This window comes from Gemmatimonadales bacterium (genome assembly GCA_041390145.1).
Taxonomy (GTDB): Bacteria; Gemmatimonadota; Gemmatimonadetes; order Gemmatimonadales; family GWC2-71-9; genus SPDF01.
In genome coordinates, this window is record JAWKQM010000008.1 from 1 (window position 1) to 14329 (window position 14329).

General features: G+C 68.8%; 15 protein-coding genes. 12 read left to right on the forward strand and 3 right to left on the reverse strand.

Translation table 11 applies throughout. The annotated features are described in order from the left end of the window. From R2910_08305 to R2910_08345, 9 genes are all read left to right on the forward strand, one after another. Positions 1 to 709 (forward strand): hypothetical protein (locus R2910_08305; protein MEZ4412969.1); only part of this gene is annotated, 709 nt, incomplete at its 5' end. Beyond that, complete coding sequence (argC, locus tag R2910_08310; GenBank protein ID MEZ4412970.1) at positions 706 to 1734, forward strand: N-acetyl-gamma-glutamyl-phosphate reductase; 1029 nt, start codon at positions 706 to 708, stop codon at positions 1732 to 1734. The genes R2910_08305 and argC, both read left to right, overlap by 4 nt. Further along, positions 1728 to 2876, forward strand: coding sequence for an aminotransferase class III-fold pyridoxal phosphate-dependent enzyme (locus R2910_08315; protein ID MEZ4412971.1), 1149 nt, complete (start codon positions 1728 to 1730; stop codon positions 2874 to 2876). Before argC ends, R2910_08315 begins: the two co-directional genes overlap by 7 nt. Beyond that, complete coding sequence (locus R2910_08320; protein ID MEZ4412972.1) at positions 2873 to 3892, forward strand: N-acetylornithine carbamoyltransferase; 1020 nt, start codon at positions 2873 to 2875, stop codon at positions 3890 to 3892. The genes R2910_08315 and R2910_08320 overlap by 4 nt, the downstream gene beginning before the upstream one ends. Further along, a complete protein-coding gene (gene argB / locus R2910_08325; GenBank protein ID MEZ4412973.1) occupies positions 3889 to 4824 on the forward strand; it encodes an acetylglutamate kinase in 936 nt (311 codons plus the stop codon). The genes R2910_08320 and argB overlap by 4 nt, the downstream gene beginning before the upstream one ends. Before the next feature lie 58 nt (positions 4825 to 4882). After that, the gene (locus R2910_08330) at positions 4883 to 5878 is read left to right on the forward strand and encodes a M20/M25/M40 family metallo-hydrolase (protein ID MEZ4412974.1); all 996 of its coding nucleotides are present in this window, start codon (positions 4883 to 4885) and stop codon (positions 5876 to 5878) included. Further along, a complete protein-coding gene (gene argH / locus R2910_08335; protein ID MEZ4412975.1) occupies positions 5875 to 7272 on the forward strand; it encodes an argininosuccinate lyase in 1398 nt (465 codons plus the stop codon). The genes R2910_08330 and argH overlap by 4 nt, the downstream gene beginning before the upstream one ends. Then, positions 7269 to 7721, forward strand: coding sequence for an arginine repressor (locus R2910_08340; protein ID MEZ4412976.1), 453 nt, complete (start codon positions 7269 to 7271; stop codon positions 7719 to 7721). Before argH ends, R2910_08340 begins: the two co-directional genes overlap by 4 nt. A gap of 30 nt (positions 7722 to 7751) precedes the next feature. Then, positions 7752 to 8117 (forward strand): hypothetical protein, encoded by a 366-nt coding sequence (locus tag R2910_08345; GenBank protein MEZ4412977.1) that lies wholly within the window; start codon positions 7752 to 7754, stop codon positions 8115 to 8117. Positions 8118 to 8121: 4 nt separating this feature from the next. On the opposite strand, the gene R2910_08350 is transcribed toward R2910_08345, so the two are convergent. Both R2910_08350 and R2910_08355 read right to left on the reverse strand, forming a co-directional pair. Next, positions 8122 to 9138, reverse strand: coding sequence for an XdhC/CoxI family protein (locus R2910_08350; protein MEZ4412978.1), 1017 nt, complete (start codon positions 9136 to 9138; stop codon positions 8122 to 8124). Between the two features lie 7 nt (positions 9139 to 9145). Next, positions 9146 to 10687, reverse strand: coding sequence for a hydroxymethylglutaryl-CoA reductase (locus R2910_08355; GenBank protein ID MEZ4412979.1), 1542 nt, complete (start codon positions 10685 to 10687; stop codon positions 9146 to 9148). A 221-nt stretch (positions 10688 to 10908) separates the two neighbouring features. Here R2910_08355 and R2910_08360 point away from each other — a divergent pair, with 221 nt between their 5' ends. From R2910_08360 to R2910_08370, 3 genes are all read left to right on the forward strand, one after another. Continuing rightward, complete coding sequence (locus R2910_08360) at positions 10909 to 11391, forward strand: polyhydroxyalkanoate synthesis regulator DNA-binding domain-containing protein (protein MEZ4412980.1); 483 nt, start codon at positions 10909 to 10911, stop codon at positions 11389 to 11391. Between the two features lie 67 nt (positions 11392 to 11458). Next, complete coding sequence (locus R2910_08365) at positions 11459 to 11884, forward strand: phasin family protein (protein ID MEZ4412981.1); 426 nt, start codon at positions 11459 to 11461, stop codon at positions 11882 to 11884. Positions 11885 to 11895: 11 nt separating this feature from the next. After that, a complete protein-coding gene (locus R2910_08370; GenBank protein MEZ4412982.1) occupies positions 11896 to 13152 on the forward strand; it encodes a patatin-like phospholipase family protein in 1257 nt (418 codons plus the stop codon). Here the strand turns inward: R2910_08370 and R2910_08375 are convergent. Continuing rightward, positions 13129 to 14328, reverse strand: coding sequence for a 1-acyl-sn-glycerol-3-phosphate acyltransferase (locus tag R2910_08375; protein ID MEZ4412983.1), 1200 nt, complete (start codon positions 14326 to 14328; stop codon positions 13129 to 13131). The genes R2910_08370 and R2910_08375 overlap by 24 nt on opposite strands. Position 14329: the final 1 nt, after the last annotated feature.

Genomic DNA, 14329 nt, shown 5'->3' on the forward strand with positions numbered 1-14329 from the left:
ACCGTTCGCGGCGGAGGTGCTCGGCGCCGTGCTCGCCTTTCCGGCCCTCGGCGACCGGGTCGGGCGGCCGGCGCACATCCGGGACGGGGCCATTCCCACCAGCGATTCCCTCGAGCTCGAGGCGCCGGTCGTCTACATCGCAGGCACCTGCATGAACGCGGGGAAAACGGTGGCCGCCACCGAACTGGTGCGCGGGCTCTCGCGTCGCGGGCTGCGCGTCGCGGCGTCCAAGCTCACCGGCGTCAGCCTGATGCGCGATACCCTGGCCATGCAGGACGCAGGCGCCGTGGCGGCGGTCACGTTCAATGACGCCGGCGCCGCGAGCACCCATGCCGGCATGACCGTCGCCGTGGCCAAGGGACTCTTCAACCACCTGCAGCAGACCGTCCGGCCCGATGTGATCGTCGCGGAACTCGGCGACGGCATCCTCGGGGAGTACGGGGTGCAGGACATCCTCCGGGATCCCGAGTTGGCGGGCGCTGGGCGCGCCTGGGTCATGGCCGCCCCCGATCCGGTGGGCTGCTGGGGCGCCGATCAGCTCATGCGGGGAACCTACGGGCTCCCCATCACGGTGCTGACCGGGCCGGCCACCGACAACCAGGTTGGCCGCGACTACATCAGCGCCTCGCTCGGCATTCCGGCGCACAATGCGCTGCGCGACGCCGATGGACTGCTCACCGTGGTCACCACGGCGTTGGAGTCGCAGTGAAGGTCGCGGTCGTCGGGGCCGCCGGGTACGTCGGGGGCGAATTGCTGCGGCTCGTGCTCCAGCACCCGGACGTCTCGGAGGTGGTGGCAACCAGCCGGAGCCAGGCCGGCCGACCGATCGCGGAGGTGCACCCCGCGCTCGCCCCGCTCACGGAGGCGCGGTTTGCCGGGCTGACGGCCGGTGAGGCCGCGCGCGGGCAGGACGTCGTCTTCCTCTCGCTGGAGCACGGGGAATCGTCCAAGGTGGCCGGGGAGGTCTTCGACGCAGGCCCCGGGCTGGTGGTTGATCTCGCGGCAGATTTCCGGGTGCGCGACCTTCGACTCTACGAGCAGTACTACGGCACGCATCCGGCCCCGGAGCTGGTGACGCGGTTCACCTACGGCCTGGCGGACGTGCGCGGCTCCGAACTTCGCGGCGCCGAGGCACTCGCTGCGCCGGGCTGTTTTGCGACGGCGGCGCAGCTGGCCCTCTATCCCCTGCGGTCGCTCGGCGTCGTCGGCATTCCCGCGCTCTTCGGGGTGACCGGATCGAGCGGCGCCGGCGTGCATCCGAAGCCGACGACGCACCATCCGGCCCGCGCCAACAACCTCTTCGCCTATTCCGTGCTGAACCATCGGCACGACGCCGAGGTGCTGCAGGCGTGGCGGGGTTGGATGGAATCCCCCACGGCGACGGCCCGCCTGATGACCCACTCCGGCCCCTTCGTGCGGGGGATTCATCTGACCCTGCACGCCACGGTGGCGCCCGGGGACGCGGCGCGCATCGACAGCCTCTTTTCGACCGCCTATGCTGGACGCCCGTTTGTCCGGGTCGTCGACGCGCCTCCTCAGCTCACCCACGTCGTCGGCACCAACCAGGCGCTGATCCATGCCGTCGGGAACGCTGACACCGGCGAGGTGCAGGCGATGGTGGTGCTCGACAATCTCATCAAGGGGGCGGGAGGACAGGCGGTGCAGGGGATGAACCTCGCGCTCGGACTCGACGAGGCTGCCGGCCTTCGGCTGGCGGCGCCCTTCCCATGCTGAGCGCCGGCGAGCAGGCCCTCCTCCCGGTCTATGCGCAGATGCCGATCCGGCCGGTCTCCGGCCGGGGCGCCTGGCTGGTGGACGAGGATGGCGCGGAATGGCTCGACGCCTATGGTGGGCATGCGGTGGCGTCGACCGGGCACAGTCATCCGCGCGTGGTCGAGGCGATCGCCACGCAGGCCAAACGCCTGGTCTTCTACTCCACGGCCGTGCCGTATCCCCTGCGCCTTGAGCTGGCGGCCGAACTCGCCGCCCGCTGCCCGGGCAACCTCGGGCGGGTCTTCTTCTGCAATTCCGGCGCGGAGGCCAACGAGAACGCGCTGCACCTCGCGCGGAAAGCGACGGGGCGGTCAGGCGTCGCCTCCGTGACCGGTGGCTGGCACGGCCGCACGGTGGCCACGCTCGCCTGCTGCGACGGCGCCTCGTATGAAGCCGGGGCGCTCCGGGCCGGCATGGCGCTCTCCTCGCGGGTCACCTTCAACGACCTGGCCTCCCTCGACGCGGTCCTCGACGACTCGATGGCCGCGCTCCTCGTCGAGCCGGTGCAGGGCATGGCGGGGGCGCGGGATTGCAGCGTCGAGTTCCTCGGGGAGGCGCGCCGGATCTGCACCGAACGGGGCATCGCGCTTCTGTTTGATGAGGTGCAGTGCGGGGTAGGACGGAGCGGGACCTTCACCGCGGCGGAGAGCTACGGTGTGGTGCCGGACGGGCTCACCATGGCCAAGGGACTCGGCTCGGGCTACCCGCTCGGGGCCGTCGTCGCCGGACCGATGCTGGCCGATGGCGTCGGCGTTGGCGACTTGGGCAGCACCTTCGGGGGCGGTCCCCTCGCCTGCGCGGCCGGCCTGGCGACGCTGGCCGTCATCACCGACGAAGACCTGGCGGGAAATGCGGCGCGGGTCGGTGCGCACATCGAGGCGGGGGCCCGCGCGCTTGGCGCACAGAAGGTTTGGGGGCGGGGATTGCTGCGGGGCCTCGACTTCGGGCGTCCGGCCAGGGAACTCCAGCAGGCCCTCTTTGCCCGCCGGATCCTGACCGGCACCTCCTCCGATCCCCGCATCCTGCGCATCATGCCGCCGCTCACCCTCACGGTTCAGGAAGCCGACGTGCTCCTGGCCGGACTCCGCGAGGTGCTGACGTGACCAAACGCGATTTTCTCGCCGTGGAAGACTGGTCCTTTGCCGAGATCGAGTCGGTGCTGGCGCTGGCCACCCGGGTCAAGCGTGGCCAGATCCTCGGGGGACTCGAGCGCAAGGTGCTCGCGATGGTCTTCCTCGACCCGAGCCTCCGCACCCGCACCAGCTTCGAGACGGGGATGTTTCTCCATGGGGGGCACGCCGTCGTCCTCGAGCCGGGCAAGGGCAGCTGGGCACTGGAGACGGAAGAAGGCATCGTGATGGATCGGGACACCGTGGAGCACGTCACCGAGGCCGCCCGAGTCCTCGGCCGGTACGCCGACGCACTGGCGGTTCGCTCCTTTCCCCGTGGAAGTGAATGGGCCACCGCGCGCCAGGACACGATCCTGCGGCAGTTTGCCCGACACTGCGAGAAGCCGGTCATCAATCTCGAGTCGTCGCGTCGTCATCCCTGCCAGGAGCTGGCGGATGCGTTCACGCTCAGGGAAAAGCTTGGCGAGACCAGGGGAAAGAAGTTCGTGCTGACCTGGGCCTGGCATCCCAAGGCGCTCCCGACGGCGGTACCGGTAAGCGCCGCCCTGGCGGCGGCACGCATGGGCATGGACGTCACGATTGCCGCGCCCGAGGGCTGCGACCTCGACCCCGAGGATGTGCGGCGCATTCGCGAACTGGGGGCGGAGGCCGGCGGCGGCCAGCTGGCATTCGCGCACGATCAGGGCGCCGCCATCGCCGGAGCCGACGCGGTCTACGCCAAGTCCTGGGGCCCGGTATCGATGTACGGATCTGCCGACGTGCAGCGGCCCTGGTTCGACCGGTACCGCGACTGGCGGCTCACGGCGGAGCAGATGTCGACGACGCGAAACGGCAAGGGCATCGCGATGCACTGCCTGCCAGTGCGCCGCAACGTCGAAATCGATGATGCCGTGCTCGACGGCCCGCACTCAGTGGTGGTGGACGAGGCGGAGAACCGGCTGCATGTGCAGCGGGCGCTCCTTCTCACGATGATCGGGAGCACGCAGTGAGCATTGATACGTCGAAGGGAATCGCGGGCCTCAAGGGTGCCCTGCGGTACGTGCGCGCCTATCGGGACCAGGTCTTCGTGGTCAAGCTGGGGGGCGAGGTCCTCGCCGACCCGCGAGCCGTGGACGGCATCGCGGCGCAGGTGTCGCTCCTCAACAGCCTTGGCATCCAGTTGGTTGTGGTGCACGGGGGCGGACCCCAGGCCACGGCACTCAGCCGGCGCATGGGAGCCGAGCCCCGGATCGTGGCCGGCCGCCGCGTCACCGATGACGACGCGCTGGCCGTGGCGAAGATGGTGTACGCCGGGCAGCTCAACGTCGACCTCCTCGCCTCCCTCCGCGCGCACGAGGCGCAAGGCGTGGGACTGAGCGGCGTGGACGCCGATCTCATCACTGCCCACCGCCGGCCCCCGGTCAAGGTGGTGGACGACGACGGCAGGTCGCAGACCGTGGACTACGGGCATGTCGGTGATCTCGACCGCGTGGACCCCCGGGTGCTGCGCACGCTCCTCGATGCGCGGTTCGTGCCGGTGGTGGCGAGCCTGGCCGGGGACGGAGACGGAAACGTCTTCAACGTCAACGCCGATACGGTGGCGGAAGCGCTGGCCGTGGCACTGCGGGCGCAGAAGCTGATCTTCCTGACTGGCGCACCCGGCGTGCTCCGTGACCGGGAGGATCCGTCGAGCCTGATCGCGTTTGCCGATCCGGATGACCTGGCCGGTCTGCTCGCGAGCGGGGCGGTAGCCGGCGGGATGCGCCCCAAGGTGGAGGCGTGCATCCGTGCGGCCACCGGCGGTGTCGAGCGGACCCACATTATCGACGGTCGTGTGGCGGACGCGCTTCTCCTCGAGGTCTTCACCGGTGCCGGATGCGGCACCATGATCGTCGGTCGAAAGGAAAAGGCGACCTATCTCGGCGTCGACCTGGCCGACTGAAGTCGAGCTCCTCCGCGAGCTCGTCGCTATCCCCTCCGTCAGTGGTGAGGAGGCGGCGGTGGCGAGTCTGGTCGAGGAGACCGCGCGGCGCTGGGGGCTCCCCGTCCTCCGGGACGCAGCGGGCGTGTCTGTGCGCGTCTCCGGCAAGGCGCCCGGACCGACGCTTGCCCTTGTGTCGCATCTCGACGTGGTGCCGCCCGGGTCCGGCTGGACTCGCGACCCGTTCACCCCTGTCATTGAAGCGGGCCGGCTCTTCGGGCGGGGCTCGGGCGACGCAAAGGCCTCCGTCGCGGCGATGCTCTGCGCCGCGCACGATATTGCGACCGCCGGTGGTCCGGCGCGGGGCGATCTGCTGGTCCTCCTGGGGCTGGGTGAGGAGACCCGCAACACCTCGATGCCCGACCTGGTGGGTCGCGCCGGTCCGGTCGACGCCGCCATCGTGGGCGAGCCGACCGATCTCGACTTTGCCGTCGCCCAGCGCGGGCTCATGATGGTGGACCTGATAGCCCGCGGCGACCAGCGCCACGCCGGTCGGGTCAACGAAGATGGTGCGTTTACCAACGCGCTCACGGCGCTGGCGCGGGATCTCATCAAGCTCGAAACCCTCTTCACGGATCGGCCGCACCCGATCCTCGGGCATCCCACCGTCACCGCGACGATGGTCACGGCGGGTGTGAGCCGAAACGTCACGCCGCCGTCGGCCAAGGCGGTACTGGACGTCAGGAGCACGCCGGCCTGGACGCACGAGGAACTCGCCGACGGCCTCAGGGCTGCGCTCGCCAGCGAGGTGGTCGTCACCTCGGATCGACTGGTGCCCTGCGAAACCCCGCCGGGGTCGGCATTGCTGGCGGCCTGCGCATCGGTACGTCCCGCGGCCACCCGGTATGGGAGCCCGACCTGCAGCGACTGGGTCTTCCTCCGGCACCTCGACGCGGTCAAGTGCGGACCCGGCAGCAGCCGGCGGTCGCACACCGCGGACGAATGCGTAGATTTGGATCAGGTGTCTGCCGCCCGTCGATTCTACGCCGATCTCGCAGGGGAGTATTTGCAATGACCCCTCGTCGCTCATCCCCACAAACCCTCTGGTCGCCCGCCGACGATCCCGATCGTCTCATGCTCGACTACACCATCGGTGAGGACCGGCTCTGGGACATGCGCCTCCTGCCATGGGACGTGTATGGAAGCCTGGGGCACGTGGAGGGATTGCGCGCGTCAAAGCTCCTGTCGGCCAATGCCCACCGCAAACTGCGGACGGTGCTCCGCCGCGCCTTGCGCGAAGTCGAGGACGGGGTGCTGGTGATCGATCTGGTGCACGAGGACGTGCACAGTGCGGTGGAGGACTGGATCACCCGGCGGCACGGTGCGGCCGGCGAGCAGTTGCATACCGGTCGGTCGCGCAACGACCAGGTGGCCTGCGACCTCCGGCTCTACTTGAAGAACCAGCTGCTCGAGCTGCACGAGGCCGCCGAGGACGTGGCCATGGCGCTCCTCGACTTTGCCGCGCGCCATCGCGACCAGCTGTGGCCGGGATACACGCATTCCCGGAAGGCGATGCCGTCGTCGATTGGACTCTGGGCTGCCGCGTATGCCGAGGGGCTGCTCGATACCCTGGAGTCCCTGCCCGCGCTTTGGGCGCGCGTGGACCGCTCCCCGCTCGGGAGCGCCGCCGGGTACGGGGTCCCGCTGCCGCTCGACCGGGAGGCGACGGCGCGGGCGCTCGGATTCGCCGCCGTGGAGCACAACGTGGCGGCGGTGCAGCTGGGTCGAGGCAAGCTTGAGGCGGCCGTGCTCGCCTGGTGCGGAGAACTGGGCCACGACCTCGCCCGTTTCAGCTCTGACGTGATCCTGTTCAGCGCGGAGGAATACGGCTATCTCGTACTCCCGGCGCGGCTCGCCACCGGCTCCAGCATCATGCCGCACAAACGAAATCCGGATCTCTTCGAGCTGACGCGCGCCCGCGCCGCCACCGTGAACGGCGACCATGCCGCGCTCCTCCACGTGGCCTCCCGCCTGACCGGCGGGTACCATCGCGATTTTCAGTTGCTGAAGGAACCGCTCTTCCGCGGCCTGCAGCGGACGCGCGAGATGCTCGCGATGCTGACGGTGGCCATCCCGTCGCTCGGTGTCAACGCGACGCGTTGCACCGAAGCCATTGCGGGTGACGCCCTCGCCACCGACGAGGTGATGCGCAGGGTGGAGGAGGGGGTGCGGTTCCGGCGCGCGTACCGGGAGGTGGCCGCGGAGCTCAAGGCCGGCGGGCACTTCCCGCCGCCAACCCGCCGGCAGATCCTCGCCCGCCGCGGTTCCACAGGGGGCCTCGGGAATCTTGGGCTGTCGGTGGTGCGCGCCCGTGTCCGGGCACGGCGTCAATGGAGCCGACGCGAGCGGCAACGATTTGAGCAGGCGCTTCGGCGGCTGGCCGGCCGGGGCCCGGAGAGGAAATTGTGAGCACCGATCGTCGGAAGCGTCACATGAAGATCCTCGAACTGATCAGCACGCAGTCGCTGCGCACGCAGGAAGAGGTGGCGGCGGCGCTGGCGGGCGAGGGGTGGTCCGTCACCCAGTCGTCGGTGAGCCGGGATATCGCCGCACTGCGGCTCGTCAAGGTGAACGGCGTCTATCGCCGGCCCGTGGTGGTCGCCAAGCCGGTCGACGATCCCGACCTCCGGCGCATCGCCGAGGCCCTCATCGGGGTGGAGACCGCTGGGGACGCGCTGGTGGTCCTGCGGACACCGCCAGGCGAGGCGAGCCCCGTCGGCGCGGCGCTCGACCGGCTCTCCTGGGCCGGTGTGGTCGGGACGATCGCCGGGGACGATACTATCTTTGTGGCAGTGCGGGACGCCGCCGCCCAGCGAGCGGTCCTGCGCGAACTTCGTAAGGTTGCCGCACTGCCCTGAACGCCGATTGCGCTATCGACCGGAGCTCCCATGGCCAGCACGACGTTTATCGATCACAAAGGAGTCCAGATCGCGTTTCTTGACTTTGCCAATGTACAGTCCACCGAGGAGGCGCTGACGGCCATCGAGGAGGCGGCGCAGCTGGTGCAGGCACAGCCCTTTCGAAGCGTTCGTACGCTGACCTATGTGGCGGGGAGTCGGTTCAACGGTGAAGTGCTGGAAGCGATCAAGCGGCTGGCCGTGAACAACAGGCCCTACGTCATTGCCGGGGCGGTGGTGGGACTGTCAGGGCTGCAGAAAGTGGTCTATACGACCGTCATGCGGTTTTCCAAGCGAAACATCCCTGCGTTCAGTGACCTCGAGGCGGCCAAGGAGTTCCTGATCGCCCAGAGTTGACGCGTCACTCCGTGGGTCGTGTGACGCCGCCCCCGTAGCGGACCGCGGTGATCTCCGCGAGGATCGCCAGCGCCGTTTCCGCCGGCGACCGCCCCCCCAAGTCCAGCCCGATCGGCCCGAACAGCCTCCCCAACTCGGCCTCAGTCAGCCCGGCCGCGCGCAACCGCTCCCGGCGCGCCCCCTGTGTCTTCTTCGACCCGATGGCCCCGACATACATGGCCGGGGACCGGAGCGCGATCAGGAGCGCGGGATCGTCGAACTTGGGATCGTGGGTCAGTACGGCAACCGCGGTCGCGGCGTCGATGCCCGCCTGGGCGAGCGCCACGTCCGGCCACCCGAGGATCAGCTCGTCGGCGGTGGGGAACCGCTCCCGGGTGAGGAATGCCGGGCGGCCATCCGCCACGATCGTTCGGTATCCGAGGGCACGGGCCAGCGGCACCAGTTCGGCGGCCACGTGCACGCCCCCGAAAATCACCAGTCGCGGTGGGCGTGGAAACACCTCCAGGAAGACGACCGCGTCCCCGCCGGGGAGCTGCAGCGCTGCCTTTCGCGAGCGCCCGCTCCGGAGCGCCTCGGCGGCCGCGCGGGAGAGCGGGGAAGCCCCCGCCCCGGCGGTGTCGTCGACGGTGAACCGGCGGCCGAACTCGGGGCCATCCAGCACCGTGGCGACCACGACGCCACCGGCTCCCTTCGCCGCCGCCAGTACCTCCTCCGGCACCGCCGGCTCGATCAGCAGTTCCAGCGTGCCGCCGCAGGAGAGCCCGACTTCCCAGGCGCGCGCGTCGCTGATGCCGTAGCGGACGAGCTTGGGTGCGCCGCGCTCCATCGCGGCCCGCACCTCCTCAGCGGCCGCCGTCTCGACGCACCCTCCCGAGACCGACCCCGCCATCGCGCCACGGCCGTCGACCAGCATCGTGGCCCCCTCGGCCTGGGGCGCGGAGCCCCAGACCGAGACAACCACCGCGCGGCCGACCGGGCCGCCCGCCTGCATCTGTGCGTACGCCTCCAGGAGGGCCCGCATCCCGCCGCTAGCGATTCCGGCCGTACTGCTCGTGACTGGACACCCAGTCCGAGGACGAGATGGCCGAGGCGAGTGAGATCTCGCCGGCCAGCACGACCCCCGCGATGATCTCCGCGAGCTTGTTCACCTTCCCCCGTCCACGGCAGCCCAGGATCTCCAGCGATTCCGCCTGGGTCGGCAGGCCTGTGCCGCCGCCGTGCGTGGCGATGATCAGCGACGGGATGGTGATGGAGAGGTACATGTCGCGGTTCTTCGTCAGTTCCGCGTAGAGGATGGCAGCGGAGGATTCGGCAACGTTGGCCACGTCCTGGCCGGTGGCGATGAAGAGCGCGGTGATGCCGTTGGCGGAATGGGCGCCGTTGTTGTTGGCCCCGCTGATGAAGGCGCCCACGTTGGCGACGCCGTGGTGGTACACCAAACTCTCCGGTTCCACCCGCATCTGCTGGATCAGGACATCGCGCGGGACGGTGACTTCCGCGGTGACGCGCTTGCCCCGGGTGCGCATCACGTTGATCTGCGACGCCTTCTTGTCGGTGGCGAAGTTCGACTCAAGGTAGAAATGCGCGATCCCGGCATAGTTGTCCAGGATCCAGCTGCAGGCCGCAAAGGTGGCCCGGCCCACCATGTTCTGGCCCGCGGCGTCCCCCGTGCTGTAGTTGAACCGCAGGAACACGAACTTGTTGGACTGGTACGGATCAACGTATTGCAGCTTGGCCACGCTCGACGTCGCCTCCGCCTCCTCCCGGATCCTCGGCATCTGGTCCGCGACCCACTTCACGAACTCACGCCCGGACCGCGCGTCCTCGAAAACAAAAACCGGGGCGCGCTGCATCGCGTCCCCGACGACGGTGCACCGCGCGCCGCCGGACAGGTTGATCACCTTGATGCCGCGGTTGTACGAGGCCACCAGGGTGCCCTCGGAGGTCGCCATCGGGACCAGGAAGTCGCCCTTGGCGTGTTCGCCATTGATGGTGATCGGCCCGGCCAGTCCCATCGGCACCTGCGCAACCCCGATGAAATGTTCGCAGTTGCCCTTGGTCAGGTGCGGGTCGAAGGAGTGCTTCCCGATGTGGGCCAGCGTGGCGCCGGTCTCCTTCTCGATGAAGGCCTGCCGGGCCCGGATGGCGGCCTCGCTGTAGTCGTCCTCCGCGTCGCGGGGGATGCGGACGAGGGTGTGGCCCCCTTCCTGGATCGAGTCCTCGACGTCGAAGCTGAGCTTGCCGAACCCCTTGGTCTTGACCGCCAGGGCGATGGTGTGCTTGCCGGGCCCGACCGCCGGGTGCCTGGCGACCAGCGAGAGGATCATCCCGACCGGGAACTCGATCGGGGCGCCCCCGGCGATGCTGTCGGCGGTCAGGATCCGGCCGCCCGGGAGGTGAATGGCGACTTGGTCAAGCGGGATGGCCACCCCGTCGATGGAGACCGACAGCACCGCGGTGATCTCGACGTTGCTGAGGCGGTTCTTGATGCCGAACCGGACGCCCTGCTCGACGTTCGTCAGGCTGCCGAGGGTGTAGAGCTTCTTGAGCAGGAGGGTCGGGATGAACATACGGGGCTTTCTCCAGGGTCTGGGCCGGCCGGGACGGGTCGCTGAACACCCTGTATCTATCACCAATTCAACGACTTCGCCAGACGCGCCGATGGCGGTCGGGGAAGGGGGGATGGGGAGGCCGGTCGGGCGCGAGGGGCCCGGCAATGCCGCGGTGCGGCAAAACGGGGTTGACATTGTGCCGCAGTGCGGTATATTCCGGTCACTTCAGGAGGCGACACGTGGTTCGACTGGTCAAGCGCTATGGCGGCGGGAGCCGCAAACTCTACGACACCGAGGAGAGCCGGTACGTCTCGCTCGAGGAGGTGGCGGGGTGGGTGCGCGAGGGCCAGGAGGTGCAGGTGCTGGAGAGCGGCAGCGGCGAGGATGTCACGCGGCAGGTACTGGCGCAGATTATCCTCGACGGCGAGAAGCAGGGCAAGTCCGTGCTTTCGGTCGACCTCTTCCACGATGTCATTCGGCGGGGCGAAGCGGCCCTCCACGCCAGGGTGGAGCAGTTGCAGGAGGGCGTGGATCGGCTGGTAAAGGCCTCGGTGGATCATCTCCCGCCGGTCCGGGGGGCGCGGGACGAGATGGAGGCCCTGCGGGAAGGGATCGCCGGACTCGAGCAGGCGCTCCGGGATCTGGAAGCGCCGGCCGCGAAGCCGAAAGCGAGGAAGCGCAAGTCAGGACACGGCGCCCGGCGTGGCCGGGCTGAAGGATAGAGCGTACGCAGGCAGAATCTCACACGAACCAACGGACCGCTCCGCGGTCTGAACTCAGGAGGAAGTTATGGCACGCAACAACCGCAGCAACACGGCCCTGATGGTCAAGGACAACGCGCAGCACATCTGGCTCGCCGGTCTCGGCGCGCTGGCCACTGCCGGCGAAGAGGGCAACCGGGTGTTCGAGGATCTCGTCGAGAAGGGCGCCAAGCTGGAGAAGACCGGCCGCGCACGGCTCGAAAAGGTGCTGGCCAAGGCGCAGGGACGCGCCCGCTCGCTCCGCGGCGATGCGGAAGGCGCCATCGGCCGGGTGTCCGCGCCGATTGACGCCGGTGTCTCGACCGCGCTGAACAAGCTCGGTATCCCGACCCGCAAGGAAATCCTGGCGCTGACCCGCCGGGTCGAAGAGTTGACCCGCACGGTCCAGGGGGCCAAGAAGCAGCCGGCCAAGCGTCGCGCCGCCAAGAAGGCGACCCGTCGGACGGCCAAGTAAGGGGTCGCGCCATGCCCGCCAAGGCACGGCGCAGCAGGAAACGCCGCCGGATCGGCCTCGCGCTGGCCGGCGGCGGCCCGGAGGGCGCCGTCTATGAAATCGGCGCGCTCCGGGCGCTCGACGAAGCTCTCGACGGACTCAACCTGCACGAGCTCGATATCTATGTCGGCGTGAGCGCCGGGGCGTTCATCGCCGCATCGCTCACCAACGACCTGACCACGGCGCAAATGGTGCGCGCCCTGGTCAAGCACGAAGCAGGGGAACACCCCTTCGTCCCGCAGACATTCTTCACGCCAAACTATCGCGAGTGGGCCAAGCGGAGCCTCATGCTGCCCCGGCTCTTTGCCGACGCCATGCTCGAATTCCGGCGCGGTCCCGAAGAGCAGACCCTCTTTGAGTCACTGACCAAACTGGCCCGTGCCCTGCCGGTCGGGCTCTTCGACAACGAGCCGATTCGCCGCTATCTCCACCGGACCTTCAGCATCAAGGGCCGGAGCGACGACTTCCGGGAACTTCGCCAGCGGCTCATCGTCGTGTCGACCGATCTTGAGAGCGGTCGTCCGATCCTCTTCGGCAACCCCGGCTGGGATCACGTCCCGATTTCCACCGCGGTGCAGGCCAGCACCGCCGTGCCGGGGTTCTACCCGCCGGTCAAGATCGAGGGGCGCTATTGTGTCGACGGCATCCTGCTGAAGACACTGCACGCCTCCGTGGCGCTGAAGGAGGGAGTCGATCTCCTGCTCTGCGTCAATCCGCTCGTGCCGGCTGATTTGCGCGACGCGGTGGGCTCGGGGCAATTGAAGGAAGGGGCGCTGCTCAAGAAGGGGCTCGCCACCGTGTTGAGCCAGACGGTGCGCACGCTCATCAATTCACGCCTGGAAGTCGGCATGGCGGCCTACACCACCCGCTTCCCCGACTCCGAGGTCCTGCTCTTCCAGCCTGACCGGAATGAGTTTGATCTCTTTTTCAGTAACATCTTCAGCTTCCGGTCCCGTCGCCGGGTCTGCGAGTTGGCGTACGATGCCACGCGCCGGAACCTGCGGGCACGGCGCAAGACCATCGGGCCAATGCTGAAGCCGTATGGTATCACGCTGCGCGAGGATGTGCTGGATGAACCGCGGGACATCTGGACGAGCGTGGGGCTGGATCAGTTCAGCTCGCGGGACCCGGTCACCAGCCAGTTTTCGACCGCGCTCGACGAACTCGAAATCGCGGTGACCAGCGAGATGCCAGTGGCACCCGCCTCAGGCGGGCGGGCGCGGAGGTAGCGGCCGGTCCGACAGCCGCCACATGAAGGCCCCCTGGAGTTCCGCCCGCTTTGCCCGTGGGATGCCGCGATAGCCGTACGGAGGCCGGCGGAACATCCGGGTCAGCGTGAGGAGGGGCCACCCGAACGGCAGGTAGAAACCAATCAGGTCCCAGTCGCGCAGAATCCGGTGGAGGGCATTGCGCGCGGGGGGCCGGTACAGATCGCGGGACCGCCGGACGAACGAAATCGGCCACCCGGTCGGCAACACCCACCGCAACTTCCCCCATCCCGCTTTGAGCGATTCCCAGAGGTGCGGCGCGTCAAAGGGACGGCGGCCGTGTATCTCGACCAGGGCATCCAGCTGCTCCTGCATCTCCTGCCGGACCCGCTCCGCCGTCCGCTGCAGCGTGGGTCGATCCGGCTCCTCGAGGTTCGTCAGCCCGGCCTGCCGGAGATACTCGCGCATGTCGAGTGGTTCTCCGAGGACGAAGATCGTTCGCGCGGGGAAGGCGAGATACCAGATCCACGGGAAGATGATCGCCAGGATCCCGGCGGGCAGCGGCAGGAACGGGACCCCGAAGAAGCGCTGCATGAGCCGGTCGAGCGGAGGGAAGACATACCCGAACGGATTGATCCACTCCGCGTTGATCATGTAGACCGGAACGACGGGAGCCTGGTGCCTGGCTGACAAGAGCACGAAGCTGGTGCTGAAGCGCTGGAGCTGGTACCGGCGGTTGAATCCCTTGCCGATCCCGGGGACTCCCTCCGGGAAGTAGAGGATCCGGTCCCGGCGCGCGAGCAGGCGGTCGAAGTTGTCGAAGAGCATGTCCACACCGCCGCCGCGCCGCCAGAAATTGTCCAGCCCGAACGGCCGCATCCACCAGGTGTAGGAGAGCTCCTTCTCGTAGACCGACCGGAGCTTGTGGCTGGCCTTGTAGCCGTCGTCCCGCCAGAGCGTCGCGTCGAGGATGATCGCGTCATAGGGGAAGGCGTTGCCGCTGTGGTTCGCGGCGAGGACCACCGGCCCCTCTTTCGGGAGGTTCTCCCGTCCGAAGATGACGGGCCGGAAATAGTGGTCCAGCATCGGGCCAAGCACATCGTCCATCATCATCCGGCTGAATTCCGGCTCGAACGGCTCCCACGGTTCCGGGGGCTCGGTCGGCGGCTCGGCGGGCGATGGCATGGGCGGGCGCATG

Bases quoted from the DNA above. Each gene is read 5' to 3' on its own strand.
- R2910_08315 (MEZ4412971.1), top strand. From the start codon at position 1,728: ATGCTGAGCGCCGGCGAGCAGGCCCTCCTCCCGGTCTATGCGCAGATG.
- argH (MEZ4412975.1), top strand. From the start codon at position 5,875: ATGACCCCTCGTCGCTCATCCCCACAAACCCTCTGGTCGCCCGCCGAC.
- R2910_08345 (MEZ4412977.1), top strand. From the start codon at position 7,752: ATGGCCAGCACGACGTTTATCGATCACAAAGGAGTCCAGATCGCGTTT.
- R2910_08350 (MEZ4412978.1), bottom strand. From the start codon at position 9,138: ATGCGGGCCCTCCTGGAGGCGTACGCACAGATGCAGGCGGGCGGCCCG.
- R2910_08355 (MEZ4412979.1), bottom strand. From the start codon at position 10,687: ATGTTCATCCCGACCCTCCTGCTCAAGAAGCTCTACACCCTCGGCAGC.
- R2910_08365 (MEZ4412981.1), top strand. From the start codon at position 11,459: ATGGCACGCAACAACCGCAGCAACACGGCCCTGATGGTCAAGGACAAC.
- R2910_08370 (MEZ4412982.1), top strand. From the start codon at position 11,896: ATGCCCGCCAAGGCACGGCGCAGCAGGAAACGCCGCCGGATCGGCCTC.
- R2910_08375 (MEZ4412983.1), bottom strand. From the start codon at position 14,328: ATGCGCCCGCCCATGCCATCGCCCGCCGAGCCGCCGACCGAGCCCCCG.